This is a genomic window from Thioclava sp. JM3 (genome assembly GCF_002213185.1).
Taxonomy (GTDB): Bacteria; Pseudomonadota; Alphaproteobacteria; order Rhodobacterales; family Rhodobacteraceae; genus Thioclava; species Thioclava nitratireducens.
The window spans coordinates 62191-88303 of sequence record NZ_NBOB01000004.1; the positions used below are offsets into that span (position 1 = coordinate 62191).

The 26113-nt window shown below is 65.2% G+C and carries 25 protein-coding genes; 16 read left to right on the forward strand and 9 right to left on the reverse strand.

What is annotated here, in order from left to right; all coding sequences use genetic code 11:
* Positions 1-20: 20 nt before the first annotated feature.
* Genes B6V73_RS08240 through B6V73_RS08250 form a run of 3 tightly spaced genes read left to right on the forward strand, consistent with a single transcriptional unit; the run spans position 21 to position 4827 of the window.
* Positions 21-1166: an alpha/beta fold hydrolase gene (locus B6V73_RS08240; RefSeq protein ID WP_206185572.1), complete on the forward strand. Its 1146-nt coding sequence runs from the start codon at positions 21-23 to the stop codon at positions 1164-1166.
* Complete coding sequence (locus B6V73_RS08245) at positions 1147-3555, forward strand: plasma-membrane proton-efflux P-type ATPase (RefSeq protein ID WP_088724997.1); 2409 nt, start codon at positions 1147-1149, stop codon at positions 3553-3555. The genes B6V73_RS08240 and B6V73_RS08245 overlap by 20 nt, the downstream gene beginning before the upstream one ends.
* 27 nt (positions 3556-3582) lie before the next feature.
* Entirely contained in the window at positions 3583-4827 is a 1245-nt protein-coding gene (locus tag B6V73_RS08250; RefSeq protein WP_088724998.1) for an MFS transporter, read from the forward strand.
* A gap of 45 nt (positions 4828-4872) precedes the next feature.
* Here B6V73_RS08250 and B6V73_RS08255 read toward each other — a convergent pair whose 3' ends face one another.
* A complete protein-coding gene (locus tag B6V73_RS08255; RefSeq protein ID WP_088724999.1) occupies positions 4873-6606 on the reverse strand; it encodes an AMP-binding protein in 1734 nt (577 codons plus the stop codon).
* A gap of 241 nt (positions 6607-6847) precedes the next feature.
* Between B6V73_RS08255 and B6V73_RS08260 the strand changes: the two genes are divergently transcribed.
* The 4 genes from B6V73_RS08260 to B6V73_RS08275 all read left to right on the forward strand — a co-directional run bounded on the left by B6V73_RS08260 (position 6848) and on the right by B6V73_RS08275 (position 10546).
* Positions 6848-7153 carry a hypothetical protein gene (locus tag B6V73_RS08260; protein WP_088719384.1) on the forward strand — a complete coding sequence of 102 codons (306 nt, stop codon included), beginning with the start codon at positions 6848-6850 and terminating at the stop codon, positions 7151-7153.
* A 186-nt stretch (positions 7154-7339) separates the two neighbouring features.
* Positions 7340-8263 (forward strand): histone deacetylase family protein, encoded by a 924-nt coding sequence (locus tag B6V73_RS08265; RefSeq protein ID WP_075774663.1) that lies wholly within the window; start codon positions 7340-7342, stop codon positions 8261-8263.
* A gap of 83 nt (positions 8264-8346) precedes the next feature.
* Positions 8347-9336, forward strand: a complete 990-nt coding sequence (locus B6V73_RS08270; RefSeq protein WP_088725000.1) for an MBL fold metallo-hydrolase — start codon at positions 8347-8349, stop codon at positions 9334-9336.
* A gap of 115 nt (positions 9337-9451) precedes the next feature.
* Complete coding sequence (locus tag B6V73_RS08275) at positions 9452-10546, forward strand: site-2 protease family protein (protein WP_088725001.1); 1095 nt, start codon at positions 9452-9454, stop codon at positions 10544-10546.
* Positions 10547-10567: 21 nt separating this feature from the next.
* On the opposite strand, the gene B6V73_RS08280 is transcribed toward B6V73_RS08275, so the two are convergent.
* The gene (locus B6V73_RS08280; protein ID WP_206185573.1) at positions 10568-11308 is read right to left on the reverse strand and encodes a sulfite exporter TauE/SafE family protein; all 741 of its coding nucleotides are present in this window, start codon (positions 11306-11308) and stop codon (positions 10568-10570) included.
* 4 nt (positions 11309-11312) lie between these two features.
* Entirely contained in the window at positions 11313-11978 is a 666-nt protein-coding gene (locus tag B6V73_RS08285) for a TetR/AcrR family transcriptional regulator (RefSeq protein ID WP_206184175.1), read from the reverse strand.
* A 64-nt stretch (positions 11979-12042) separates the two neighbouring features.
* Between B6V73_RS08285 and B6V73_RS08290 the strand changes: the two genes are divergently transcribed.
* The 6 genes from B6V73_RS08290 to B6V73_RS08315 all read left to right on the forward strand — a co-directional run bounded on the left by B6V73_RS08290 (position 12043) and on the right by B6V73_RS08315 (position 17435).
* Positions 12043-13362, forward strand: coding sequence for an NAD(P)-binding domain-containing protein (locus B6V73_RS08290; RefSeq protein WP_088725002.1), 1320 nt, complete (start codon positions 12043-12045; stop codon positions 13360-13362).
* The gene (locus tag B6V73_RS08295) at positions 13359-14261 is read left to right on the forward strand and encodes a bile acid:sodium symporter family protein (RefSeq protein WP_088725003.1); all 903 of its coding nucleotides are present in this window, start codon (positions 13359-13361) and stop codon (positions 14259-14261) included. The genes B6V73_RS08290 and B6V73_RS08295 overlap by 4 nt, the downstream gene beginning before the upstream one ends.
* Positions 14258-15196, forward strand: coding sequence for an SDR family oxidoreductase (locus tag B6V73_RS08300; protein WP_088725004.1), 939 nt, complete (start codon positions 14258-14260; stop codon positions 15194-15196). The genes B6V73_RS08295 and B6V73_RS08300 overlap by 4 nt, the downstream gene beginning before the upstream one ends.
* Positions 15193-15963: an SDR family NAD(P)-dependent oxidoreductase gene (locus tag B6V73_RS08305; RefSeq protein ID WP_088725005.1), complete on the forward strand. Its 771-nt coding sequence runs from the start codon at positions 15193-15195 to the stop codon at positions 15961-15963. Before B6V73_RS08300 ends, B6V73_RS08305 begins: the two co-directional genes overlap by 4 nt.
* 198 nt (positions 15964-16161) lie before the next feature.
* On the forward strand, positions 16162-17187 hold the full coding sequence (locus tag B6V73_RS08310; protein ID WP_088725006.1) for a permease: 1026 nt from the start codon (positions 16162-16164) through the stop codon (positions 17185-17187).
* Between the two features lie 11 nt (positions 17188-17198).
* Complete coding sequence (locus B6V73_RS08315) at positions 17199-17435, forward strand: thioredoxin family protein (protein ID WP_088718794.1); 237 nt, start codon at positions 17199-17201, stop codon at positions 17433-17435.
* A gap of 84 nt (positions 17436-17519) precedes the next feature.
* Here the strand turns inward: B6V73_RS08315 and dctP are convergent, their stop codons facing one another.
* The 6 genes from dctP to B6V73_RS08345 form a co-directional block, all read right to left on the reverse strand.
* On the reverse strand, positions 17520-18590 hold the full coding sequence (gene dctP, locus B6V73_RS08320; protein WP_088725007.1) for a TRAP transporter substrate-binding protein DctP: 1071 nt from the start codon (positions 18588-18590) through the stop codon (positions 17520-17522).
* 30 nt (positions 18591-18620) lie between these two features.
* Positions 18621-19910 carry a TRAP transporter large permease gene (locus tag B6V73_RS08325; RefSeq protein ID WP_075774653.1) on the reverse strand — a complete coding sequence of 430 codons (1290 nt, stop codon included), beginning with the start codon at positions 19908-19910 and terminating at the stop codon, positions 18621-18623.
* A complete protein-coding gene (locus B6V73_RS08330; protein WP_088725008.1) occupies positions 19910-20497 on the reverse strand; it encodes a TRAP transporter small permease subunit in 588 nt (195 codons plus the stop codon). Before B6V73_RS08330 ends, B6V73_RS08325 begins: the two co-directional genes overlap by 1 nt.
* A gap of 81 nt (positions 20498-20578) precedes the next feature.
* Entirely contained in the window at positions 20579-21097 is a 519-nt protein-coding gene (locus B6V73_RS08335) for a flavin reductase family protein (RefSeq protein ID WP_075774753.1), read from the reverse strand.
* Positions 21097-21987, reverse strand: a complete 891-nt coding sequence (locus B6V73_RS08340) for an aldo/keto reductase (RefSeq protein WP_088725009.1) — start codon at positions 21985-21987, stop codon at positions 21097-21099. The genes B6V73_RS08335 and B6V73_RS08340 overlap by 1 nt, the downstream gene beginning before the upstream one ends.
* Positions 21987-23141, reverse strand: coding sequence for an LLM class flavin-dependent oxidoreductase (locus B6V73_RS08345; protein WP_075774650.1), 1155 nt, complete (start codon positions 23139-23141; stop codon positions 21987-21989). Before B6V73_RS08345 ends, B6V73_RS08340 begins: the two co-directional genes overlap by 1 nt.
* Before the next feature lie 92 nt (positions 23142-23233).
* Here B6V73_RS08345 and B6V73_RS08350 point away from each other — a divergent pair, with 92 nt between their 5' ends.
* The 3 genes from B6V73_RS08350 to B6V73_RS08360 all read left to right on the forward strand — a co-directional run bounded on the left by B6V73_RS08350 (position 23234) and on the right by B6V73_RS08360 (position 26110).
* Complete coding sequence (locus tag B6V73_RS08350) at positions 23234-23950, forward strand: GntR family transcriptional regulator (RefSeq protein ID WP_088721693.1); 717 nt, start codon at positions 23234-23236, stop codon at positions 23948-23950.
* 10 nt (positions 23951-23960) lie between these two features.
* Positions 23961-25085, forward strand: coding sequence for a Gfo/Idh/MocA family oxidoreductase (locus B6V73_RS08355; protein ID WP_088725010.1), 1125 nt, complete (start codon positions 23961-23963; stop codon positions 25083-25085).
* A 329-nt stretch (positions 25086-25414) separates the two neighbouring features.
* On the forward strand, positions 25415-26110 hold the full coding sequence (locus B6V73_RS08360; protein ID WP_088721695.1) for an SDR family NAD(P)-dependent oxidoreductase: 696 nt from the start codon (positions 25415-25417) through the stop codon (positions 26108-26110).
* Positions 26111-26113 lie beyond the last annotated feature (3 nt).

A 26113-nucleotide genomic window follows, 5' to 3' on the forward strand; every position in this document is an offset into this window, starting at 1 on the left:
GCGTCTTGCGAGTGTCGAACATGAGCGATGCCAAGAACACCTACGAACACAGCGTTCCCTTCTTCTGGCCGATGGCGGCGGCGATGGAGTGGCAGAAGATCGGGCTCGACGCGGTCGAGAAAGGTCTGACCTATTTCGACGAGGCGGCCAAGATCACGCACCCGCCCGACCCGGAATGGGCCACGAAGAACGACGTGCTGCTCGATCTCGACACGATGCGGCTGCGCGATTTCGGCGGCACGGGCGGCGGCATTCCGGTGATCGTCGATGCGCCCTATGCCGGGCATTCCTCGACCATCGCGGATTACGCCAAGGGCCAGAGCCTGATCGAGACGCTTTTGGATGCAGGGCTGGGGCGTGTTCTCTGCACCGACTGGAAAAGCGCGACGCCCGAGATGCGCGATTTCGACATCGACAAGTTTCTGGCCGAAATCAATGTCGCGGTCGATGATCTCGGCGGGCGGGTGATGCTGGTGGGGCTGTGTCAGGGCGGCTGTATGTCGGCGATGTATGCCGCGCGCTTCCCCGAGAAGGTCGCGGGTCTCGTGCTGGCGGGCTCTCCCATCGACACCGATGCCGGGCACGGGCCGATCCGCAAGCTCGCCCATGAGATGCCGCTTTCGGCCTATCAGGAGATGGTCGAGGCGGGTGAAGGCCGGATGCCGGGGCGGTTCATGCTCACCGGCTGGAAGAACATGCATGCCGATCAGCAGTATTTCGGCAAGTTCGTCGATCTCTACCAGCATATCGACGACCGGAACTTCATGAAGCGCACCGAGCGGTTCGAGAGCTGGTACGAGAACCCCATCGACCTGCCGGGGCGCTATTACCTGCAGGCGATCGATCTGCTGTTCAAACAGAACCTGTTCGCCAAGGGAGAGTTCGTGGGCCTCGGGCGCAAGCTCGATCTGGGCACGATCACCTGCCCGGCCTTCCTGCTGGCGGGCAAGGCGGACGACATCACCACGCGCGAACAGGTGTTTGCCGCCGAGACGCTGCTCGGCACGCCGCGCAAGGATATCGTGAGCCGCCTCGTCGAAGGCGGGCATATCGGCCTCTTCATGGGCAGCCATACCCTTTCGAATGTCTGGCCGGAAATCGGCCAGTGGCTCGGAAAGCTCGGGGCCAAAGCTGGAGACACGCACAATGGACCAGACCGTCGCTGAACCGATGACGCAGCATGTGCCGAAAACAGACCGCAAGACAGGTCTGAGCGCGGCAGAGGCGGCAGAGAGGCTCGAGCGATACGGTCCGAACGCGCTCAAAAGCGACGAGAAAACCCTGCTACAGCGGATCGCGGGGTATTTCTGGGGGCCGATCCCGTGGCTGATCGAACTTGCAGCGCTTCTGTCGCTCGTGTTGCGCGACTGGTCCGATTTCGGCGTGATCTTCGTGATGCTGCTGCTCAACGCGGCCGTGGGTTTCAAGGAAGAGAGCAAGGCGAGTTCCGCCATCGCGGCGCTCAAGGCGCAGCTGGCGCCGAGTGCGCGGGTCAAACGCGACGGGACATGGCAGGAGATCGCGGCGCGTGATCTGGTGCCCGGCGACATCGTGCGCCTGTCGATCGGCCAGATCGTCCCAGCTGACCTGACACTGTTCGAGGGTAAATATCTCTCCATCGACGAGGCGGCTCTGACGGGCGAGTCCCTTCCTGTCGACAAGTCCGTGGGTGACAGCGCCTATTCCGGCTCGGTCGTGAAGCTGGGCGAGATGACGGGCGAGGTCACCGCGACCGGGATGGAGACGTATTTCGGGCATACCGCCTCGCTCGTGCAGACCACGAATGGCAAATCGCATTTCCAGAAAGCCGTGATGCAGATCGGGAATTTCCTGATCGCAGCGGCGCTGGTTCTGGTGGCGATGATCGTGATCGTCTCGTTTCAGCGGAACAACCCACCGATCGAGGTGATCCAGTTCGCGCTGATCCTGACGGTCGCGGCGATCCCGGTCGCGCTGCCCACGGTTCTGTCGGTGACGATGGCGGTGGGCGCGGAACGGCTCGCGCGGATGAAGGCGATCGTCTCGCGGCTGGTCTCGATCGAGGAGCTGGCGGGCGTCGATGTGCTGTGCTCGGACAAGACCGGGACCCTGACACTCAACGAATTAACCGTCGAGGACCCGCGCCCGGCAGAGGGCATCGCGGTTGAAGACCTGCTGCGCGCATCGGCGCTTGCCTGCGACCGCGACGCGCCCGATGCGATCGACACCGCGGTGCTGGCGGCGGCGGCGGGCATCGCGCTCGACGCTATCGAGACCCTCAGCTTCACGCCCTTCGATCCGGTCAGCAAACGCAGCGAGGCGGAGCTGCGCCACGAGGCCGATCGCTGGCAAGTCGCGAAAGGCGCGCCGCAGGTGATCGTGGAGCTTGCAGCGCTGACAGATGACGCACGCAAGGCGGTGGAGGACGAAGTCGAAACCCTTGCGCAGCAGGGCTACCGCGCGCTCGGGGCCGCACAGAAACGCGCCGGGCAGGACTGGGAATTCCTTGGTCTGCTGCCGATCATCGATCCGCCGCGCCCGGATGCGGCCAGCACCATCGCGGACGCGCGCGACATGGGGATCGATGTCAAAATCATCACCGGCGACCACGAAGCCATCGCGCGCCAGATCGCGGGCAAGCTCGATCTCGGCCAGAAAATCTATCCGGCGGGCGAGTTGCTCGACGGCGACCCGGCCACGGTGGAGGCCAATGTCCGCGCCGCCGACGGCTTCGCGCGCGTCCTGCCCGAACACAAGTTCCGCATCGTCGAGGTGTTGCAGGCGGGGCATTCCATCGTCGCGATGACCGGGGACGGGGTGAACGACGCCCCTGCCCTGCGCAAGGCCGATGCCGGGATCGCTGTGAGCGGCGCGACCGATGCCGCGCGCGCCGCCGCCGATCTGGTGCTGACCGACAAGGGCCTGTCGATCATCACCACGGCAATCGAGGAAGCCCGCCGCATCTTCGAGCGGATGACGAGCTATGCCACCTTCCGCGTCGCCGAGACGATCCGGGTTCTGCTATTCATGACGCTCTCGATTCTCGTCTTCGATTTCTACCCTGTCACTGCGATCATGATCGTGCTGCTGGCGGTGCTGAATGATTTCCCGATCATGATGATCGCCTACGACAATGTCTCGGTCTCGCCACGCCCGGTGCGCTGGGACATGCGGCGCGTGCTGACGGTGGCGGCGACGCTTGGCGTGACCGGGGTGATCGAGACCTTCGTGCTGTTCTGGTTCGTCGATGCCTATCTCGGCCTGCCGCGCGACCAGATCCAGACGATCATCTTCCTCAAGCTTCTCGTCTCGGGGCACATGACGCTGTTCGTCACGCGCCATCAAAGCTGGTTCTGGCGGCGCCCCTTCCCGGCGCTGCGCCTGTTCGCGACGACGGAGGCCACGCAATTGCTGGGCACGCTGATTGCGGTCTATGGGCTGTTCGTGACGCCGATCGGCTGGGGGCCCGCGCTGCTGGTCTGGCTCTATTGCCTCGTCTGGCTGCCCCTCGAGGGGGCGATGGCCTTGCTCATACGCGCGCTTTATGATCGCAGGGCACAAGCGCGCGGGCAGTAAGCCCATCACGGCGCTTGCAGGAGGCACATGACGGACGACACGCAAGAGGCAATGGAAACCCCGACAGGCAAACGCGGGCGCGGATTGCCGATGGGCATCTGGGCGCTGGGGTTCGTGTCGCTTTTCATGGATGTCTCCTCCGAGATGATCCATGCGCTGCTGCCGGTCTACCTGATGACCGGACTTGGCGCGACGGCGCTGGCGGTGGGTGTGATCGAAGGGATCGCGGAAGCCACCGCCGCGATCACCAAGGTCTTTTCGGGGGCGCTGTCGGACCGGATCGGGCGGCGCAAGGAGCTGGCCGCGCTCGGCTACGGGCTGGCGGCTGTGACAAAACCGATCTTTCCGCTCGCGCCGACCTTCGACTGGCTTGTGGCCGCGCGCTTCATCGACCGGGTGGGCAAAGGCATCCGGGGCGCCCCGCGTGACGCGCTGATCGCCGACCTTGCGCCGGGCAAGATGCGCGGCGCGGCCTTCGGGCTTCGGCAATCGCTCGACACGGTGGGCGCCTTCCTCGGGCCGCTCGCCGCGATCGGGCTGATGTGGCTGTTCTCGGACGATTTCCGCTCGGTCTTCTGGGTCGCGGTGATCCCGGCTTTCCTGTCGCTCGGGCTGATCCTGTTCGTTGTGAAAGAGCCCGCCCATCCCCGCGCGCAGCGGCAGGTGCGCAACCCCCTCGCCCGGTCAGAGCTCAAGCTCTTGGGTAACGTGTTCTGGTGGGTCGTTGTCGTCGCGACGCTGTTCACGCTCGCCCGGTTCAGCGAGGCCTTCCTGATCCTGCGCGCCAATGACGACGGCATCCCGGTGATGCTGGTGCCGCTGGTTCTGGTGGGGATGAACGCGGTCTATGCGCTGATCGCCTATCCGGTCGGGGCGCTTTCCGACCGGGTCGGTCGTGTCGGGCTGCTGCTGGTCGGGCTGGGGTTGTTGATCGCAGCGGACCTGACGCTCGCGCTGGTCGGCGGGATCGGCGGTCTTGCGATCGGTGTGCTCCTGTGGGGAATGCATATGGGCTTCACACAGGGGCTGCTGGCCGCGCTGGTGGCCGAAGCCGTCCCGGCAGAGTTGCGCGGCACCGCCTTTGGCATGTTCAACCTCGTCACCGGCGTGGCGCTGCTGATCGCCAGCGTGATCGCAGGGGCGCTGTGGGAGTTCGGCGGCGCGCAATGGACCTTCCTTGCGGGCGCGGGCTTCGCGACGACGGCGGTGCTGGGCCTGCTGCCGCTGCGCAGCCGGCTCAACGGGACGCACAAGCCCAAGAGCGTAGGCTGACGCAGAAATTGCGCCGCGCGGAAGACGCGCGGCGCTTTCGTCAAATCAGGCAGTTTCCTCGACCGCGAGCCCCAGCTCCTCGATCATTGCATCGCGCATGACGAATTTCTGCGGCTTGCCGGAAACCGTCAGCGGCAGGCTCTCCTTGAACCGGATCACCGCCGGAATCTTGAAATGCGCAATCTCGTCGCGGCAGAACTCGCGGATAGCCTCCTCGGTCAACTCGGCGCCATTGCGCGGCACGATCCATGCGGCGACGATCTCGCCCAGCCGGTGATCCGGGATGCCGAAGACCTGCGCCTGACTGATATCGGGATGGGTGTAGAGGAACTCCTCGACCTCCCGCGGATAGACGTTTTCGCCGCCCCGCAGGATCATGTCCTTCACCCGTCCGGTGATGTTGCAATAGCCCTCGCTGTCGATCCGGGCGAGATCGCCCGTATGCATCCAGCCATCCGCATCGAGCGCATCATTCGTACGCTCGGGCTCGCCCCAATAGCCGCACATCACCGAGTAGCCACGCGTCAGCAGCTCGCCCTGCTCGCCCACATTGGCGAGCGAGCCATCCTCGCGCACGATCTTCACCTCGAGATGCGGCTGCACCTGACCCACCGAGGACACACGTTTTTCCAAGGGTGTATCGGTGGCCGACTGGAACGAGACCGGGGCGGTCTCGGTCATCCCGTAGGCGATCGTCACTTCCGACATGTGCATCTTCGATTGCACCTGCTTCATCACCTCGATCGGACAGGGTGCGCCCGCCATGATGCCGGTGCGCAGCGACGAAAGGTCATGGTTCGCGAAATCGGGATGCTCCAGCATCGCGACGAACATGGTCGGCACGCCGTAAAGTGCGGTGCAGCGTTCGGCCGCGACACATGCCAGCGTGACGGGCGCGTCGAAGCCTTCGCTCGGCACGACGATAGCCGCGCCCTTGGTGACGCAGCCCAGCGTGCCCATCACCATCCCGAAGCAATGGTAGAACGGCACCGGGATGCAGACGCGGTCCTGTTCGGTCGCCAGCATCGCGCGGGTCACGAAATGCGCGTTGTTGACGATATTGCGATGCGTCAGGGTCGCGCCTTTCGGCGATCCGGTGGTGCCGGAGGTGAACTGGATGTTGATCGGCTCGTTCGGGTCGAGATGTTCGGTGACAGCGTCGAGCGCGCCTTGGTTCTGCGCCGCGCCCATCGCCTCGACATCCGAGAAGCGATGACAGCCGGGATGCTGGGTCTCTCCCAGAGTGATGATATCGCGCAGATCGGGCAGTTTCATGGTTTCCAGCTGACCGGGCTCACTCTTCGCAAGCTCCGGCAGCAGGCGCTGGATCATCGACAGGTAATCCGAGCTCTTGAAGGTCTCGGCCAGCACCAGCGCCCGGCAGCCGGTCTTGCGCAGCGCAAATTCCAGCTCGTGCAGGCGATAGGCCGGGTTGATGTTCACGAGGATCACCCCGATCCGCGCCGTCGCGAACTGCGTCAGCAGCCATTCCGAACGGTTGGGCGACCAGATACCGAGCCGGTCGCCATGCCGAAGCCCGAGCGCGAGCAGCCCCGAGGCGAGCCGGTCGACCCGCTGCGCGAACTCCGCCCAGGTCCAGCGAATGCCCTCCGAGGTGAAGATGGCGCCGTCGCGATCGGGCCAACGCTCGGCAGTGCGCTTCAGCACGGCCGGGATCGTATCCTCGATCAGCGGGGTATCGGTCGGCCCGGCTACATGGGCCAGACCACGTTTCGGCACCACGCCGAGATCTGAGTGCGGGTTGCTCTCGCTTTGCATGACTTCCTCCTCTGGCTCCCCATCGCCGGCACATTCGGCCGATGATCCTCCTTGGGGCGCTCACATTAAATGAACGATGGTTCATTTAATGCAACCCTAAACCGCAGAAACAAGAAAATCATGCTGCGCTCGCGAAACCGTGTTCGAGGCGATCGCGCCTTCGGAGCCCTGCAAAACCTGACGACTCGCGGCATTTCTGCTATAGTTGAAAGCAGTCTAATCTTCTGAGGGAGGAGCGATGATGCGACCGGAACTCATGACACGCCGCCGCGCATTGCGTCTCGCGTTCGAGCGTTACATCGAGGCGGACAAGGCGTGGCGCGACGCGCTCGTGGGCTTGAACGACTGGTTTCCGCGCAGCGCGAACCGTCGTCCGGGGCTGATCGGAAATCCGGGTTCGCCGATCCGACGGCTTTACGATGCGCGCAGCCGGGCGCTGCTGCGCCTAGAAGTCACGCAGGTCAAACTGGCCACTGCGAAACGGCGACTGGCAGAGCGCCGCGCGCGCGAGCTGCCGCCCGTGTTTCTGATCGGGCCGCCCTGCTGAGCAAGGGCGACGCACTCGCAGATTTCACCCGACAGGACGGCGGCGGCACGTGTCCTCCGTCCGGGGGTGCTTGTCATTTCCAAAACTCTGACGCAGCTTCGCAACGGGCAGCACCGTTCGAGCGACGGCGCGGCGCGGGTCGCGACCCGCCGATAGGCCCCCGATACGACCTTTCTGGAGAGCTTCATGCGCACGTTCGTCACGATCACCCACGAGGATTGCCTCGCTCACGACACCGGGCCCACCCATCGCGAGCGGCCGTGGCGCCTCGAGACGGTGCGCGGCCTGATCGACGAGATGGAGCTGCCGGTCATCGAGGCGCGCGAGGCGAGCGACGAGGATCTCCTGCTGGGCCACGACGCGGCTTATCTTGAAGCGCTCGAAGAGGTCTTCGCACGTGAGGAACATGCAGATCTCGATTCGGACACGCATGTTTCGCCGGGCTCGCGCCGTGCGAGCCGCCTGGGCGCGGGCGGGGCCTTGCAGGCCGTCGATCTCGTTCTCACGGGCGAGGCCGAGCGCGTGTTCGTCGCGACTCGCCCGCCCGGGCACCACGCAACGCGGACGCGGGCGATGGGGTTCTGCATCTACGGCAATACCGGGCTTGCGGCACTGCATGCGCTCGAACGTCACGGCCTGTCGCGCGTCGCGGTGCTCGATTTCGACGTGCATCACGGCAACGGCACGCAGGACATCCTTTGGGACGAGCCGCGCAGCCTGTTCATCTCGTCGCATCAGGAGCCCAAGTCGCTCTGGCCCGGCACCGGGGCGCGGTCGGAGACGGGCGCGCATGACAACGTGCTCAACCTGCCGCTCGCCAGTGGCAGCGGCGCGTCCGAGATGAAGGTCGCCTGGGAGGACGGGCTTGCCCGGTTGGAGGCCTTCAATCCGGATTTGATCATCGTATCCGCCGGGTTCGACGCGCATCGCGAGGACGACATCTCGGGCCTGCTCTGGACCGCCGGGGATTACTGGTGGCTGACGAGCGCGATCCGTGGCGTCGCGCGCCGTTGCTGCGACGGACGCTTGGTTTCCTGCCTGGAAGGCGGCTACAACCCGACCGCGCTCGCGGAAGGCGCAGCCGCGCATCTCGAGGCGCTTGCGCAGTGATCGCCGGGGCGCGCTCATATCAGGGGCGCGACAGGCGATGCCCGGTCCGCTCAGTTTCCGCGAAAACCTGAAGCAGGCACGAAATGGCACGTAACCGCTATTACACCGGCCCGGTCAGCGACCATTTCGACGGCGAGCGTTTTCACCCGCATGGCCAGCCGTCCACGGATCGCTCCTTTCGCGACATCCTCAAATGGCGGCGCGAAGGGCAGCGCGCCCGGTGGCCCAAGCACGTCCCCATTGAGCCGAGCGTGCCGCCCGAGCGCAGCGACGCGGCGCGGCTCACCATGGTCGGCCATGCCTCGGTTCTCATTCAGGTCGCAGGGCTCAACCTGCTGACCGATCCGGTCTGGTCGGACCGCGCGAGCCCGCTGCGCTTTGCCGGGCCTAGGCGCGTCACCGCGCCCGGGATCGCCTTCGACCACCTTCCGCCCATCGACGCGGTCCTGATCAGCCATAACCATTACGACCATCTCGACACCGTCACTTTGCGCAAACTGCACAAACGCCACCGTCCACGGATGGTGATGCCGCTAGGGACCGATGCGACGGTGCGAAAGGCGGTACGCGGGGCGCGGATCGAGACCGGCGATTGGCACGACCGCATCGCGCTGACCCCAGAGATCTCGGTCACGCTGACGCCCGCGAACCACTGGTCGGCACGGGGCCTCGGCGACCGGCGCATGGCTCTCTGGAGCGGCTTCTGGATCGACACGCCGCAGAGCCGGATTTGGTTCGCGGGCGATACCGGCTATGGCGACGGGGCGATTTTTCGCGACATCCGCGCCCGGCACGGTGCGCCAGACATCGCGGTGATCCCGATCGGAGCCTATGAGCCGCGCTGGTTCATGCAGCCCCAGCATGTCGCGCCCGAAGAGGCCGTGCGCATCTTCACCGATATCGGCCCCGCCCAAGCGCTCGGCTGTCACTGGGGCACGTTCCAGCTGACCGACGAGCCGCGCGAGGAGCCGCCCACCCTGCTGGGTCAAAGCCTCGCGGCCTCCGGGATCGCGGCGGACCGGTTCCGAGCCTTCGCGCCCGGCGAGGTCTATCTGGCACCCTCGACAGGGTAACAGCGTCGCACCTTCTTGTGGTGACGCAATCGAGCGGTCAAATTGAGGGCAGCGGGAATTCGGCTGTGCCGTCCCCTTCCCCGGGACGATCACGCGGCGGAAAGAGAGGGTTGAGATGAGCTGGTCCTATTCACTCGGCAAGATCGGCGGCACTGTGCTCAGGGTCCATGTCACCTTCGTTCTGCTGATCATCTGGATCACCGCCACCGCCTGGGCGGCGGAGGGGCCGCAGGCGGCGCTGGTCAACATGCTCTTCATCCTGTCGGTCTTCGCCTGCGTCGTGCTCCATGAATTCGGCCATGCGACGATGGCGGCGCGGTTCGGCGTGCGAACGCCCGACATCACGCTTCTGCCGATCGGCGGCCTCGCGCGGCTGGAGCGGATTCCGGAAAATCCCAAGCAGGAAATCCTGATCGCCGTGGCGGGGCCCGCGGTCAATGTCGTGATCTTCCTGATCCTGACGATCTTCCTCGGCGGTCGCGGCTGGCTCAGCGATCTGCAGTCGCTCGACAATCCCGCGCAAAGTTTCTGGGGCCGGCTTGCGCTGGTCAACGCGCTTCTCGTCGCGTTCAACCTGATCCCGGCCTTCCCGATGGATGGCGGGCGGGTCTTCCGAGCGGCGCTCGCGCTGTTCATGGACCGGGTGAAAGCGACGCGGGTCGCAGCCCGAACCGGGCAGGTCATCGCCGTGCTCTTCGCCTATTGGGGTCTGACGAGCGGCAACCCAATCCTCGTGCTGATCGCGGTATTCATCTTCTTCGCGGCGGGATCGGAAAGCTCCGACGCGGCGATGCGCGGTCTGGCCCATCGGGCGGCGGCGCGCGACGCCGTCATCACCTCCTTCGTGTCGCTGACACCGGAAGATACGATCGACACCGCCGCGCAGGCGATCCTGCACAGCTCGCAATCGGAGTTTCCCGTGCTCTCGCCCGAAGGACAGATCCTCGGCTTCGTCACCCGCGAGAGCGTGCTGGCCCGGCCCGATCCCGAGTTCCGCCAGACACCGGTCTCCGAGATCATGTTCCGCGATGTGCCGGTCGTGTCGCTGAAGACCGGGATGGACGACGTGCTCGACGCCTTCGCGCGGCAGCGCATCCCGGCGGTGGCGGTGGTGGGGGTGAACGGCAATTTCGTGGGCTTCATCAACCGCGAGAATATCGGAGAGTGGTTCATCCTCGCCCGCGCCCCTAGCGTGCGGCGCGGAGGGTAAACCCGAAAGCGGCGCCCTGCTCTAGAGATAGACCGACAAGCCTCGCCAGCCCGCAAGCACAGCCGAAATCGCCATGACCACGATGGCGATCGTCCGGTACTGGGCGTTGTCGAGCCGCGCGAAGGCCGTAGTGCCCGCCCATGTGCCGAGCGCCAGCGCGGGCACCGAAACCAGCGTCAGCCAGAGCGCATCGCCATTCACGGCCCCCGCAAGGATCAGCCCGGGCGTTGCCAACAGCGAGGCCACGAAGAAGAATAGCAGCAACGAGGCCCGCGTCTGCATCGCCGTGGTACCTGCCCCGAGGTAATAGGCCACTGCGGGCGGCCCCGGCATCGCCGCGAGCCCGGAAAACGCGCCCGAGGCGACGCCCGCCAGCAGCGCGAGCCCGCCATGGGGATGCGGGCGCGCAGGCTTGTAGCGCAACAGCAGCGTCAGCCCCGCGAGTACGGCGAGCGCGATCATCACCCGCGCGGCATCGGCGCTGACCGCGCTGAGCGCGAAAATCCCGACCGGCGTGCCCACAATCGCGCCCAGCGACAGCCGCGCAAGCGAGGGTTTGTGCACATGCCCGTGAAGCGTGAAAAGATCGCGGCACCCGACCACGACCTGCAGCAGCACCGCCAGCGTCACCGCCTCGATCGGCGGCACCATCAGCGAGACGATCGGCACCGCGGCCAGCGCGAAACCGAACCCCGCAATGCCGCGCAGGAAGGCCGAGAAGAACACGGCGGTGATGACCAGCAGGGTCGTTGCGCTCAGCATCCGGTCACGTCTCGGCCTGCGCGATCCGCGCTGCACAGCCCGCCGCGCAGAAGGCGACCAGCCCCTCGACCGAGGCTTGCGCATCGGACTGCGAGGCCAGCGCCGCGATCCGCCATTCCGAGGTCAGGAAGGCCAGAAGGGCTGCGACCGAATAGACGAACCCTTCTGCCACCACCGCCCGGCCCACCTTGGGATGCAGCGCGCAGATTTCATCCATGAAACGCTGTGCGGTCGGGTCGAAAAGATCGGTAGAAATATCGGCCCAGGCCGGATCGGCCGAGACCATCGCCACCAGCCGCGCATAGGCCAGCCATTGCGGATCGCTGCCTGCCGCCTTCGCCAGATAGGGCCGGAAGAAGCAGCCGAGGATCGCCGTCAGATCGAGCGCCCCCTGCCCCTTTGCCTGCGCCAGAGCCTCCAGACGCAGACGCGCCAGCTCTTCGGCGCGCCGCTCCACCACTTCGCGAAACAGCGCCTCTTTCGAGCCCCCGTGATGGTTCACCAGCCCCAGCGGCACCTCGGCCAGCGCGGCGATGTCGCGCACCTTCGCGCCCTCGAATCCATCCCGCGCGAACACCGTTTCCGCCGCATCGAGAATCCGTGAACGACTCGCGAGAGAGCGCTTCGACGGCGCTCTAAGCCTTTGTTTCTCAGTCGTCTTTTTCGTCATCAGATCGGGGCTTGCTTATTTTGAACAATGGTTCAATTTAAAAACGTCTGGGAGGAGACGCAAGATGACAGATACGAGGGGCAGGTTCGCCCTGATCGGCGCGGGCCCGATGGGTCTGGCCGCGGCCAAGGTGCTGGGCGAACAAGGGGTAGACTATCAGGGGTTCGAACTGCACAGCGATGTGGGCGGGCTCTGGGATATCGAGGGCGCGCATTCGACGATGTATGAAAGCGCGCATCTGATTTCCTCGAAGCGGATGACAGAATTCACCGATTTCCCGATGCGCGAGGAGGTGGCGGAATATCCCAGCCACCGCGAGATGGCGCAGTATTTCCGCGATTTCGCCGATCATTTCGACATTCGGCGCCATTACCGCTTCACCGCCAAGGTGACGAAGGTTGAACCGCTGGGAGGCGATGGCGAAGGCTGGCGGGTCGGTTGGCGCGATAGCGAGGGCGAGCATTCCGAGATTTATGCGGGCGTGCTGATCGCCAATGGCACGCTCTCCGAACCGAACATGCCGGACTTCCCCGGCCAGTTCGACGGCGAGCTGATCCACTCCTCGGCCTATCGCGACCCGTCGCAATTCACCGGCAAGCGCGTGCTCGTCGTGGGCGCGGGCAATTCGGGCTGCGACATCGCGGTGGACGCGATCCATCACGGCAAAAGCTGCGATCTCTCGATGCGGCGCGGCTATTACTTCGTGCCGAAATACGTCTTCGGCAAACCCGCCGACACGCTGGGCGGGGCGATCAAGCTGCCGATGTGGCTCAAGCGCAAGATCGACGGCGCGCTGCTGAAATGGTTCGTCGGCGATCCGCAGAAATACGGGTTTCCCAAGCCCGATTACAAACTCTACGAGAGCCATCCGATCGTGAACTCGCTGGTGCTGTTCCACGCAGGTCACGGCGATCTGAAAGTGCGCGCGGATATCGAAAGGCTCGACGGCAAAACGGTGCACTTCAAGGATGGCGCGCGGGCCGAGTATGACATGATCCTCGCGGCCACCGGCTACAAGCTGCACTACCCCTTCATCGCGCCGGAGCTGCTGAACTGGCAAGGCGACGCACCGCATCTGTACCTTAACGCGATGCACCCCAAGCGCGACGATCTCTTCGTGCTGGGAATGCTCGAGGCGAGCGGGCTTGGCTGGCAGGGCCGTCACGAACAAGCCGAGATGGTGGCGCGCTACATTCGCGGGCTGCGCGAGGGATCGGAGGCCGCGAAGCGCCTGCAGGCAAAGAAGGCCGAGGGGTTCGAGCGTGCGACCGGCGGCATGGCCTATCTCAAGCTCGCGCGGATGGCCTATTACGTGGACAAGGCGACCTATCGCAAGGCGGTCACCGGCTGGATCAAGGCGCTCGGCGGGAAGGCCCCGGCATGACCGGGCTCGACGCGATCCGGCTGAATTTCAGCCCCGGCGCCCTGCATCTGCTCAACGCGATCCTCGGCATCGTCATGTTCTCGGTCGCGATCGACCTCTCCCCCCGCGATTTCCGCCCGCTGGTGCGCAGGCCCTGGGCGCTGATCGTGGGGTTCACGTCGCAGTTTCTGGTGCTGCCCGCGCTGACCTTCGGGCTGGTGCTGGCGCTGCAGCCCAGCCCGTCGATTGCGCTCGGGCTGATCCTCGTCGCGGCTTGTCCCGGCGGGAATGTCTCGAACTTCTTCACCCATCGGGCGGGCGGGAACACGGCGCTGTCGGTCTCGCTGACCGCCTTCGCCACGGTGGCGGCGATCGTGCTGACGCCGCTCAATATCGCGTTCTGGGGCAGCCTTTACGCCCCGACGCGCGCGCTGCTGCACGAGACCCATATCGACCCGGTGAGCGTGGCGATCACCGTGGGTATCATGCTGCTTTTGCCGCTGATCGCCGGGATCGCGCTGAACCATTACCGCTACGATCTGACGACCCGCATTCGCGATCCGCTGAAATGGGTGTCGATGGCGATTTTCGTGGCTTTCGTGGCGCTCTCGCTCAGCGCCAACTGGTCCTATTTCGTGCAATTCGTCGGGCTGATCGCGGGGATGGTGGTGCTGCACAATGCGCTGGCGTTTGCGGGAGGCTACGGCACCGCGACGCTGGCGCGGCTTTCGCCCTTCGACCGGCGCGCGATCACCATCGAGACGGGGATCCAGAATTCAGGTCTCGGCCTCGTGCTGATATTCGCCTTCTTCGGAGGTTTGGGCGGCATGGCAATCGTCGCGGCTTTCTGGGGCATCTGGCACATCATCGCGGGCTTCGCGATCTCGACAGTCATGAGACGAAAGGAGGCCGCGCGATGACCCGGATCCTGATTACCGGTGCGGGCGGCATGATCGGCCGCGTGCTGACCGCTGAACTCGCCGAAAGTGGCCATGAGGTCATCGCGACCGATCTGGCATCCCCCGAGACCCTGCCTAAAGCCGTGCGCTTCGTGGCGATGGACGTCACCACCGACGCCCCCGGCAAGGTCATCGCGCGCGAACGGCCAGAGGTGATCGTGCATCTCGCCTCCATCGTGACGCCCGGTCCCGGCATGGGGCGTGAGCTAGCCTACCGCGTCGATGTGGAGGGCACGCGCAAGGTGCTCGCGGCTGCGCTTTCGGTCGGCGTGCGGCGACTTGTCGTGACCTCCTCGGGCGCGGCCTATGGCTATCACGCCGACAACCCCGTGCCGCTGCGCGAAAGCGATCCGGTGCGCGGCAATCCCGAGTTCGCCTATGCCGATCACAAGCGGCAGGTCGAGGAGATGCTGGCCGAAGCGCGCGCCACCCACCCTGCCCTCGAGCAGGTAGTGCTGCGGGTCGGAACGGTTCTTGGGAAGGGCACCGACAACCAGATCACCGCGCTGTTTCGCAAGCCGCGCCTGCTCGCGATCCGGGGTTGCGAGAGCCCTTTCGTCTTCATCTGGACCCGCGATCTGGCGCGCATCCTTATACGTGCCGCGACCGATGGCCCTTCTGGCATCTTCAACGTCGCGGGAGACGGCGCACTGGGCGTCACCGACCTCGCAAGACGTCTGGGCAAACCGGTGCGCCGCCTGCCCGCGCTCGGCATCAAGGCCGCGCTCGCCATCGCCCATCCGCTGGGCCTGAGCCGCTACGGGCCCGAACAGGTGCGCTTTCTGCAATACCGCCCCGTCCTTGCGAACGACGCATTGAAGGAAGTCTTCGGCTACACGCCAGAGCTGACCAGCGCCGAAGTCTTTGACCTCTGGGCGCGCGAGGCCGAGCTATGAGCGCGCGCGTCGCGGTAATCTCGGGCGGCGCCGGGGGGCTTGGGCAGGCGCTCTCGGCGGGGCTGCGCGCCGAGGGCTGGCAGGTCGTGCTGCTCGACCGGGATATCTCGGGCCTTACCGCCGCGCCGAATGAAGAGGCCATCGCCTGCGATCTGACCGATCCGGCGCAACTGGAGACAGCCTGCGAGGACATCCGCGCACGTCACCCCCGGATCGAGCTCGCGATCTACAACGCGGGCGTCACCCAGATCGGGCCGTTCTCCGAGCTGAGCGAGGCCGCACATCGCAAGGTCTTCGAAATCAACTATTTCGCGGCAACCGCGATGGCGCGGCATTTCCTCGAACCGCTGCGGGAAAGCCACGGCACGCATCTGGCGATTTCTTCGGTGGCGGGATTCTCGCCGCTCTATCACCGCACCGCCTATGCCGCGTCGAAACATGCGTTGGAAGGGTTCTTCAAATCGTTGCGTTCGGAGGAGGCCCCTCACGGCGTGCGCGTGCAGATCGCAGCCCCCTCCTTCGTGGCGACAAATCTAGACCGGGCCGAGCGGCAATCCGACGGCATCGCACGTCCCGGAGCGGCTGCGGACGGGGTGGATTACATGACGCCCGAGGCTGCCGCGCAGGTGATCCTCGCCGGGCTGAAGCGCAACCGCCCGATGATCCCGGTAGGCCGCGTCGCGCGGCTCGCGTGGTGGATCAACCGCGCCTCGCCCGGGCTGTTCCAGCGGCTCATGGAGCGTAACATCGCGCGCGATCCTTCCTGACTTCCGCAGCCGCGACCTTTCGCAGCAGGACATGAGAAATTGCGCCCAACTTGATCGAGCGCATTGAAGCGACCCGTGCCCCCGGCGCTAATCTGCCCGTGATGAGGCACCGGGTCGCGTTTTGCGGCCCCCTCACCGAACGAGCTTCAAGGGGAACGCGACATGAGTGTGACACAGCATGAAACCCCGCATGGCGGGATGCCCGGCTGGGCGTGGAGCGTGGTCGTCGCGGCAGGCCTCGTCGCGTGGTGGGGGATCTACCGCCAGCTCCCGGCCCTCTCCGAATGGATCGTCTCGTTCCTGCCGGTCACTCGCGACACGCATACTGGCGAGGCGCTGGCCTTCTTCTTCTACGACGTCCCGAAAGTGATGATGCTGCTAACGCTGATCGTCTTCGCGATGGGGGTCGTGCGCAGCTTCTTCAGTCCGGAAAAAACCCGCGCGCTTCTCTCGGGCAAGCGCGAGGGCGTCGGCAATGTGATGGCGGCGGGCTTGGGCGTCTTGACGCCGTTCTGCTCCTGCTCGGCGGTGCCGCTCTTCATCGGCTTCGTCTCCGCGGGCATTCCGCTCGGGGTCACCTTTTCGTTCCTGATCGCAGCCCCGATGGTCAACGAAGTGGCGCTGATCCTGCTCATCGGCCTCGTCGGCTGGCCCGTGGCGATGGTCTATCTCGGCTTCGGCCTCGCCATCGCGATCGTCGCAGGCTGGGTGATCGGCAGGCTCCATGTCGAGGGCTGGCTGCAGGACTGGGTGCGCGACATCCATTCCGGCGCGACCACCCCGGGCGCGGTCGAGAGCGACGATCTGAGCATGACCGACCGCTATCGCCTTGGCCTCGAGGCGGTGCGCGAGATCTTCTCCAGGGTCTGGATCTGGATCATCATCGGTATCGCGATGGGCGCGCTGATCCACGGCTATGTGCCGCAAGACCTGATGGTGCGTATCATGGGTTCGGGCACGTGGTGGTCGGTGCCCGCGGCGGTGCTGATGGGCGTACCGATGTACACCAACGCCGCTGGCGTCATCCCGATCGTCGAGGCGCTTCTGGGCAAGGGCGCGGCGCTCGGCACGGTTCTGGCCTTCATGATGTCGGTGATCGCGCTGTCGATGCCCGAGATGATCATCCTGCGTCAGGTCCTGAAACTGCGCCTGATCGCGGTGTTCATCGGGGTCGTCGCCAGCGGGATCCTTGCCGTCGGCTTCCTGTTCAACGCATTGTTCTAAGGAGAAAAGATATGAAGGACGTCAAGGTTTACGGCCCCGGCTGCAAGCGCTGTGAAAAGACCGAGGAGATGGTCAAGGAAGCGGCCGCCAAGCTCGGCATCGAGGTGTCGGTCGAGAAGGTTACCGACCCCCGCGCGATCGCCATGGCAGGCGTGATGTCGACCCCCGGCGTCTCGGTCGACGGGAAGCTGGTGCATACGGGCGGCCTGCCGGATAGCGGCAAGCTCGAGCGGTGGCTATCGGCCTGAGCGAACCCTACCCCACCGAAAGTTAGCCAAAAAGAAGACCCCGCGCCGGGTGGCGCGGGGTCTCTCATTTCAAAGCGCGAAGGCTCAGTTCAGTTCGCTCGCGCGCTCGGCATCGACGGTCTTCGAAGCCTCGTCGACCGCGGATTGCAGGTCGTCGAACACTTCGCCACCGTTCTGGACGTTGTCCTTGAACCAGCCATAGACCGGCTGCGCCGCATCCTGGAACTGCTGTTTCTGCTCGGGCGTCGGCACGTAGATCTCGCCGCCGTCCTTCTTGAACTCCTCATAGGCGGCGATCGACTTGCGCTTCGGCGAAGCGAAGGTCGCCTGCTGGAGCGCCGCGAACCCGTCCACGATCACGCGCTGCATGTCGGGCGACATGTCCTTGAACTTCTGGTTGTTCATCCACCACAGCGCCGCCATGTAGGCATGCCCGTCGAGCGTGACGTATTTCAGCCCTGCCTCGGGGAATTTCATGTTCATGATGTCGGTGATGCCGTTCTTGGTGCCGTCCACGACGCCGGTCTGCAGCGCGGTGAACAGTTCCGGCCACGGGATCGGGGTCGGCGAGGCACCCATCGCTTTCACCAGTTCCTGCGGCAGGTCGGCGACGATGGTGCGGATCTTCATGCCTTTCAGATCCTCGGGCGTTTTGACCGTGTGCTTGGTGTTGGCGAAGTTGCGCCAGCCGCCGGTGTTTCCGATCGTCATCAGGCGGATCATGTTGTCGCTGTCCGCCAGCGCCATCTTGCGCAGCTGCGAGGTGAAGTCGGTATGGGTCAGCACCTCTTCGGCAACCCGGTCGTTCGGCATCAGATACGGCAGGTCGAGCACCTGCACATAGGGGAAGATCCCCGCAGCCCCGCCCGAAGTCGAGATGTAGATGTCGAGCGAGCCATCCGCGATGCCCTGCAGACACTCTGCCCCGTTCGAGCACAGCTGCGTGCCGATGAAGAGGTCGACCTTGATCTTCCCGTTCGAGGCGTTCTCGACATAGTTCTTGAACACGACGAGACCGTCGTAATCCTCGTCATTCGTGTTCGAGTTGGCGACCGCGCGCAGCGTGATCGTATCGTCCTGAGCCTGCGCGGCCATGCCGAGCCCCGAGGCCAGAACGGCCCCCAGCGCAAGCGATTTCACGAAAGTTCTGAGCATCATTTCCTCCCTATATGCTTCAGTATCGTTTTAGTTGGCGAACCCCGTCAGACGGGGAATGGTCATCGAAATCGCGGGGAAGTAGGTGATCAGGAAGATCACGGCCACTTCGACCGCGAGGAACGGCAGGATCGCACGGGCGATGGTCTCCACCCGTTCCTTCGACACCGCGGCGGCCACGAACAGCACCAGCCCCATCGGCGGCGTGGCGAGCCCCACGGTCAGGTTCACGCTCATGATGATCGCGAAATGAATCGGATCGACCCCGAGCCCGGTGAAGATCGGCGCGAGGATCGGCCCCAGCACGATGATCGCCGGGCCCGCGTCGAGGAACATCCCGACGATGAACAGCAGGATGTTGATCAGGAACAGCAGGATCAGCGGGTTCTGCGACAGGCCGAGGATGAACTCCGCCAGCGCTTCGGGGGCGTGCGACAGGCTGACGACCGTCTTGAACGCCATCGCCGCGCCCACGAGCAGCAGCACCACCGAGGACGTCAGCCCCGCCCGCATCAGGATATGCGGCAGGTCGCTCCAGCGCAGCGTGCGCAGGATGAAGAGGCCGACGATCAGCGCGTAGGCCACGGCGATCGCGGCGGCCTCGGTCGGGGTGAAAACGCCGCCCAAGATACCGCCCAGAATGATGACCGGCGTCATCAGCGGGAAGAAGGCGCGCAAACTCGCCTGTCCCCGCTCGGGCCATGTGTGTTTCTTCGAGGCGGGCGGAAACCCGTGCTTGTTGGCCATGAACTTGACCATCACCATCAGCCCGACACCGACCAGAACGCCAGGCACGATCCCCGCAAGGAAAAGCGCCGCGACCGACTGGCCCATCACATAGGCATAGATGATCATAATGCCCGAAGGCGGGATGATTGGCCCGATCACCGAACTGGCCGCGGTGATCGCAGCGGCGAATTTACGGGTGTAGCCCTGCTGCTCCATCGCCGGAATCAGCATAGAGCCCAGCGCGGACGTATCGGCCACCGCCGAGCCCGAAAGCCCCGCGAACAGCATCGAGGACAGGATATTCACATGCGCGAGGCCGCCGCGCAGATGGCCCATCATCGCCTCGGAGAACTCCACCAGACGGCGCGTGATGCCGCCCGAGTTCATCATCTCGCCGGCGAGCATGAAGAACGGGATGGCAAGCAGCGGGAAGCTGTCCATCCCGTTGTAAAGGTTGCGGTAAAGCAGCGCGAAGTCGCGCTCCTGCCCGTTCAGGAGCAGCATCGCGCCCGGGGCCGCGAGCAGCGCGAAGAAGATCGGGAAGCCGATCAGGATCAGGACGAGGAAAAGCGGAAGGAACCAGACCAGCATCACTCTGCCCCTCCAGCGATCGCGAGTACGGGCGGCAGCGGGTCGTCCCCGGTGCGCAGGGCCAGCAGGTTGCGAAGGATCAGCTCGATATTGACCAACACCAGAAGCGCGAAGCCCACCACGAGCGAGGCCATCATCCAGCTGCGCGGCACACGGATCCAGGCGTCGAAGGCAAGGCTTTCGGGCACCCAGAGAGAGGCGGTCGCGAATTTGCCGCCAAAGCCGGTGATCCCGTCCCAGCCGAGTTTCAGCGCCGCGACCGAGACCATCAGCGAGAACACCAGAAGCACCAGCGTCAGGCCGCGCGCGACCAGCTTCGGCAGCATCGCCGCGAGCATGTCGATCGCCACGAACCCACCCGAGCGGAAGGCCGAGGGCGCCATCAGCCCCCCCATCCAGAGCATGCAGAACCGCGCCGCCTCGTCAGGCCAGGGCAGCGCGTTGTTGAGCACGTAGCGAAACCAGATCTGGATCAGGATCGCGATGACCATCGCCGCCACGGCGACGACGCCCGCCCAGCGTCCGATCGCGAGCAGGATGTCGTTCAGCCGGACCAGCGGCCTGGCCAGGATTGTCAGCAGGGTCATGCGCGCGTTTCCTCCCTCGCGATCCCTTGAAGGCCCGGCGCCGCGCTCCTCCTGCGCGGCCCGGGCCGTATATGTGCCGTCTCAGTTCATCTCGATGCGCCGCACCTGGCCGCGGTAGAAGGCCAGCGCATCGCCATCGTCACGCATCACCGCGCGCTCGACCTGACCCAGCACCAGCAGGTGGTCGCCGCCCTCGTGACAGGCCACGCGGTGACATTCGAACCGCGCGAGGCAACCGTCGATCAGCGGCACGCCGTGATCGTTCAGGTGATAGGCGTGATCGAGCAGCGCGTGGGCGTTCTTCGTAGTCGCAAAGCAGAGATCGTCCTGATCGGCGGCGAGCACGTGGATCGCGTAATGCTCGGCCTTCTCGAAATGCACGAAACGTCGCGAATTGCGATCAGGGGCCCAGATCACCAGCGGCGGATCGAGCGAAACCGAAGAGAAACTGTTCGCCGTGATCGCGACCGGACCATTCTCGCTGGCGGCGGTCACGATGGTGATGCCTGTCGCGAAACGCCCGAAGGCGTCGCGCAGCAGGCGGGTGTTCTCGGGGCCCGGCACGAAGGTGCGCGGGGTAAACTGGCGGGTGGCGTTCATCATGGGACCTCCTGACCGAGTCCGGCCTCGTAGAGGCGGAACCACGTCTCCCTGTCGATCTGAACCTTCAAAGCATCGGAGAGCTTCGCGATGCGCTCGAGATTGTTGGTGCCCATCACCGGGATGATCCGCGCCGGATGGGCGAGCAGGAAAGCGGTCGCGACAGCTGCGCGATCGACGCCCTGCGCCTGCGCGATCTCGTCGAGCACCGCCTGCACAGGGCCCTCGCCTGTCATCAGCGCGCCGCCACCCAGCGGCGACCATGCCATCGGGGGTTGGGACTGACGCTGGTGGAAGGCCAGGTCGCCATTGGTGAAGGGCGCGAGGCAGCCGAGGCTGATCTCGATCTGGTTGGTCACGAGCGGCGTCTTCATCGCCGATTGCAGCAGTTCCCAGTCCCAGGGGCGGAAGTTCGACACGCCCACCGCACGCACCTTGCCCGAGGCTACGAGATCATCGAGCACTGCGCCTGTCTCGCGATGATCCATCAGCGGATCGGGGCGGTGGATCAGCAGCAGATCGATCCGGTCGGTGGCAAGCTCCCGCAGCGAGGTCTCGACCGAGGCTTCGATATGCGCGCGCGAGGTATCGTAATGCTTCACCTTGCGGTGGGAATGACGCCCCGCCGAGACGATGATGTCGCATTTCGTGACGATTTCCATCTGATCGCGCAGCGACGGGTCCTCGCGCATCGCCGCGCCGAAGATGCCCTCCGCCGTGTAGCCGCCATAGATGTCGGCATGGTCGAAGGTGGTGATCCCCTGCTCCAGACAGGCGTCGATCTTGGCGCGCACATGGGCGGGCGAGGTATCGGTGTCGTCGCCGAGGCGCCACATACCATAGACGATCCGGCTGAGCGCCACGTCGGAGGTGAGGTCGATCTTTTCCATTAACGGCGTTCCCCTTCTGCGAGCGGTGTTGCGGGCGGTCCCATCGGGACGCGGCCATAGACTTCGGGCAGCGAGACCGTGTCGAGATGCGGCATCACGAGACGGCCGAACTGGCGGGCCTCGTCGATATGCGGATAGCCCGAGAGGATGAAGGCGCGAATGCCCATCTTGCGATATTCCTCGAGCTTCGTGAGCACCTGATCGGCCGAGCCCACCAGCGCCGCACCGCAGCCAGAGCGCGCGCGCCCGACCCCGGTCCAGAGGTTCGGCTCGACATAGCCGCTCTCATCCGCGATCTCGCGGTTGCGCGCCTGTTTCGACACGCCAAGCGAGCTTGCATCATGCGCCCGCTCGCGGATCTTGCGACCTTCCTCGTCATCGAGCTTGGACACCAGCTCCTGCGCGTATTCCTTCGCCTCTGCCTCGGTGTCGCGCACGATCACATGGACCCGCAGCCCGTAATCGAGCACACGGCCATGACGCTCGGCGGCCTCGTTGACGACCTTCATCCGGCCTTCCAGCTCTTCCTTGGTCTCGGGCCACATCAGGTAGACGTCGCAATGCTCTGCGCAAAGCTCGACCGCCGCCGGGGAATAGCCCCCGAAATAAAGGAGCGGGCCGCCCTGCTGATAAGGCTTCGCCGGGTCGGTGGTGAGGCCTTTGAAATTGTAGATCTGACCTTCGTAATTGATCTCGTCGCGGGTCCAGGCCTGCTTGAGGATCTCCACAACCTCGCGCGAGCGCTGGTAGCGGAATTCGCTCTCTTCCTTCTCGCCCGGGAAATCGGATGAGATGATGTTCACCGTCAGACGCCCCTCGAGCATGTGGTCGAGCGTGGCGATGGTCCGCGCCAGCATGATCGGTTGCATCTCCCCGCAGCGCACGGCGGCGAGGAAATTCATCCGGTTCGTGATCTGGCTGGCACCCGCGACGAAGCTCAGCGTGTCTTGGCCCACCTGATAGCTCGACGGGCACAGGATGTTGCGGAACCCCTGCCGCTCGGCTTCGCGCACGATGTCGGAGCAATGCGCCCAGCTGGAGCGCAGATCGCCTTCGGGCTGGCCCAGATAGCGATAATCATCCGAGCAAAGCGCCGAGAACCAGGACACCTCCGCGGCATCGAGATCGGCCGATCTTACCGGCACAACAGTCATGCGTTCCTCCCTCGCGATTCCCGTTCGATTTCCCTTCACTTAGCAGCCGCCTTGATATAGATCAATACTGTATCAATTTTTGGGGCGACCAAGTGACACAGGCAAATCAAGGGTCAGAGCGCACCGGACTGCCGATCTATCAGCAGATTTCCGAGATGCTGATTCGAGATATCGCGGCGGGACGACTCACCGACGGGGAGCGCCTGCCCCCGGAACGGACGATGTCCGCGCAGCTGAAGATCGCGGTGGGGACGTTGCGGCGCGCGCTGGAGGATCTCGAGGAGAAAGGCCTGCTGGAGCGTGTGCAAGGCTCGGGCAATTACATCCGCACCCGCAACCTGCGCGACCATTTCTACTCCATGCTGCGGATCGAACTGCTCTCGGGCGGCGGCTTCCCGAATGCCCGCATCCTCTCGGTCGACGTGATGGACAAGCCCGCCGACCTGCCTGCCTTCGGCACAGCCTTGCGTGCGAGCCGGGTGCGCCGCCTGCGTTTCCTCGATGAGACGCCAGTCGCGGCGGAGGAAATCTGGCTCGACGCCTCGAAGGGCGAGGTGAAAGCCGAGGATCTGGAGGACTCGCTTTACGCCTACTATCAACGCGCGCTCGGTTTCTGGATCGCGAGCGCCGAAGACCGGGTCAGCTTCGCCCCGATGCCGGACTGGGGGCCGTCGGAGCTCGACTGCCGCCCCGGTGAGACCGCTGGCTATATCGAGCGCTTCAGCTGGGCCGACGGGTCTGCCCCGGTCGAATTTTCGCGCACATGGTTCGACACCAGCCGCGCGCATTACGTTCAACGCATGAGATGAGGAGGCTCGGATGAGCGCCACCAAGACGGAACCCGTTCGCTACGGCATGATCGGCTGCGGCATGATGGGGCAGGAACACCTGCGTAATATCGCACTGCTCGACGGGGCGGAGGTCGCGGCGATCTTCGAGCCCGACGCGGAGATGGCGCAGGCCGCGCAGACGCTCGCCCCGGGGGCGCAGATGGTGGCCTCGGTGGCGGAGCTTCTGGCGGTGGAGGCGCTCGACTGCCTCGTCATCACCAGCCCGAATTTCCGCCATCTCGAACAGCTCGAAGAGATCGCATCGACACGCCCGCTGCCGGTGCTCGTGGAAAAGCCGCTCTTCACCGACCCGACCCATGCCGAGCGGCTGCAAGCCTTCCGCGACAACTACCCCGCCCCGGTCTGGGTCGCGATGGAATATCGCTACATGCCGCCGATCGCCGCCTTCCTTGAGGAGGCCGAGGCAGCGACGGGCGGGATCACTATGCTCACGGTCCGCGAACACCGCTTCCCCTTCCTGTTCAAGGTCGGCAACTGGAACCGCTTCAATCGCTATACCGGCGGCACCTTCGTCGAGAAATGCTGCCACTTCTTCGACCTGATGCGCCTCGCGCTGAAGTCCGAGCCGGTGCGCGTCATGGCCTCGGCTCCTGCGCCGGTGAACCACGTCTCCGAGGACGGCGCACCCGACATCCTCGACGCGGGCTTCGCGATCGTCGAATTCGAGAACGGCGCGCGGGCGATGCTGGAACTGTGCATGTATGCCGAGGGCGCGCGCTATCAGGAGGAGGTCACCGCCGTCGGGCCCAACGGCAAGATCGAGGCACTGGTGCCCGGCCCGACCCGCTTCTGGCCCGAGCATCTGGGTCTGCCGCCGGTACCGAAGCTAGTGATCTCGCCGCGCGATCCGAAGGGCCCGGTGGAGCGCGAGTTGCCCGTGCCCGAGGAATTGCTCGCCGCTGGCGATCACAACGGCTCCACCTATCACCAGCATGTCGGCTTCCTCGCTCTCGTGCGCGGGGAGCGCGCAGCACCCGAGGTCACGCTGGAAGATGGTTGGGCCGCGGTCGCGATCGGTCAGGCCGTGCAACGCTCGATCGAGACCGGCGAGGCCGTGCACTTCCCTGCGCAGCCTTGGCGCCGCGTGACCTGAAGACAGAACGGTCAGCCGGGCCTGTACGCAGGGCGTGGGCGTGGCGCTGCTGACGGCGCGCCCGCGACCCCGCTGCAGGCAATCCTGCTGACCGATCATCTGACGGTCGCCGCCACTGGCCGGGCCGGCTGCTGATCTGGTCGATAACCGGGCTCGCCGATTTCGGGGCCGTCTGCCCGATCGTGATCTGGCGCTCGCATCTTAAACTTTTCGGGTAAGCTGTGGCTGGCGCGGACGCGAGGCCCGGTTTGGGCCACTGTCGCACCGGACTATGTCATAGGGCATCCGCGGCGCGCGCGGGGACCGAAACCGAGCAAGGAGGAAAGGCCATGAGCAAGGCACAGGCGGTGATCATCGGGGTGGGCGACGGGCTTTCCGCCGCCGTGGCGCGGGAGCTTGCGCCCGATTATGACCTGACTCTCGCGGCCCGCAGCACCGTACGGATGCAGGCGCTGGCCGAGGAAATCGGTGCGCGCACGGTGCAGCTGGACGCGACCGACGAGGCCGCCATCGCGGCGCTGTTCGACGCTCTGCCAGAGCCGCCGCGCGTCGTGGTCTACAACCCCTCGGGACGGGTGCGCGGCCCGGTTGCGGAGCTCGACGCCGAAGAGGTCCGCGCCGCCGTCGAGATCACTGCGATCGGGGCGTTTCTCACCGGCAAACACGCCGCGCGCCGGATGCTGACGGCGGAGCCCGCCGACGGCACTCGCGGCACGATCCTGTTCACCGGAGCCTCCGCCGGGGTGAAAGGCTTCGCACGCTCCGCCCCCTTCGCGATGGGCAAATTCGCGCAACGCGGGCTGGCGGAGAGCATGGCGCGAGAGTTGCACCCCAAGGGTATCCATGTCGCCTGGGTGAATATCGACGGAATGATCCTCAACCCCGGTCGCAACGAGGCGCCGGACGAGCCCGGCTCGATGCTGCGCCCCGAGGCGATCGCGAAGACCTACCGCCAACTGATCGAGCAGGATCGCAGCGCCTGGACAAACGAGATCACGCTGCGCCCCTGGGTCGAGACGTTCTGAGGC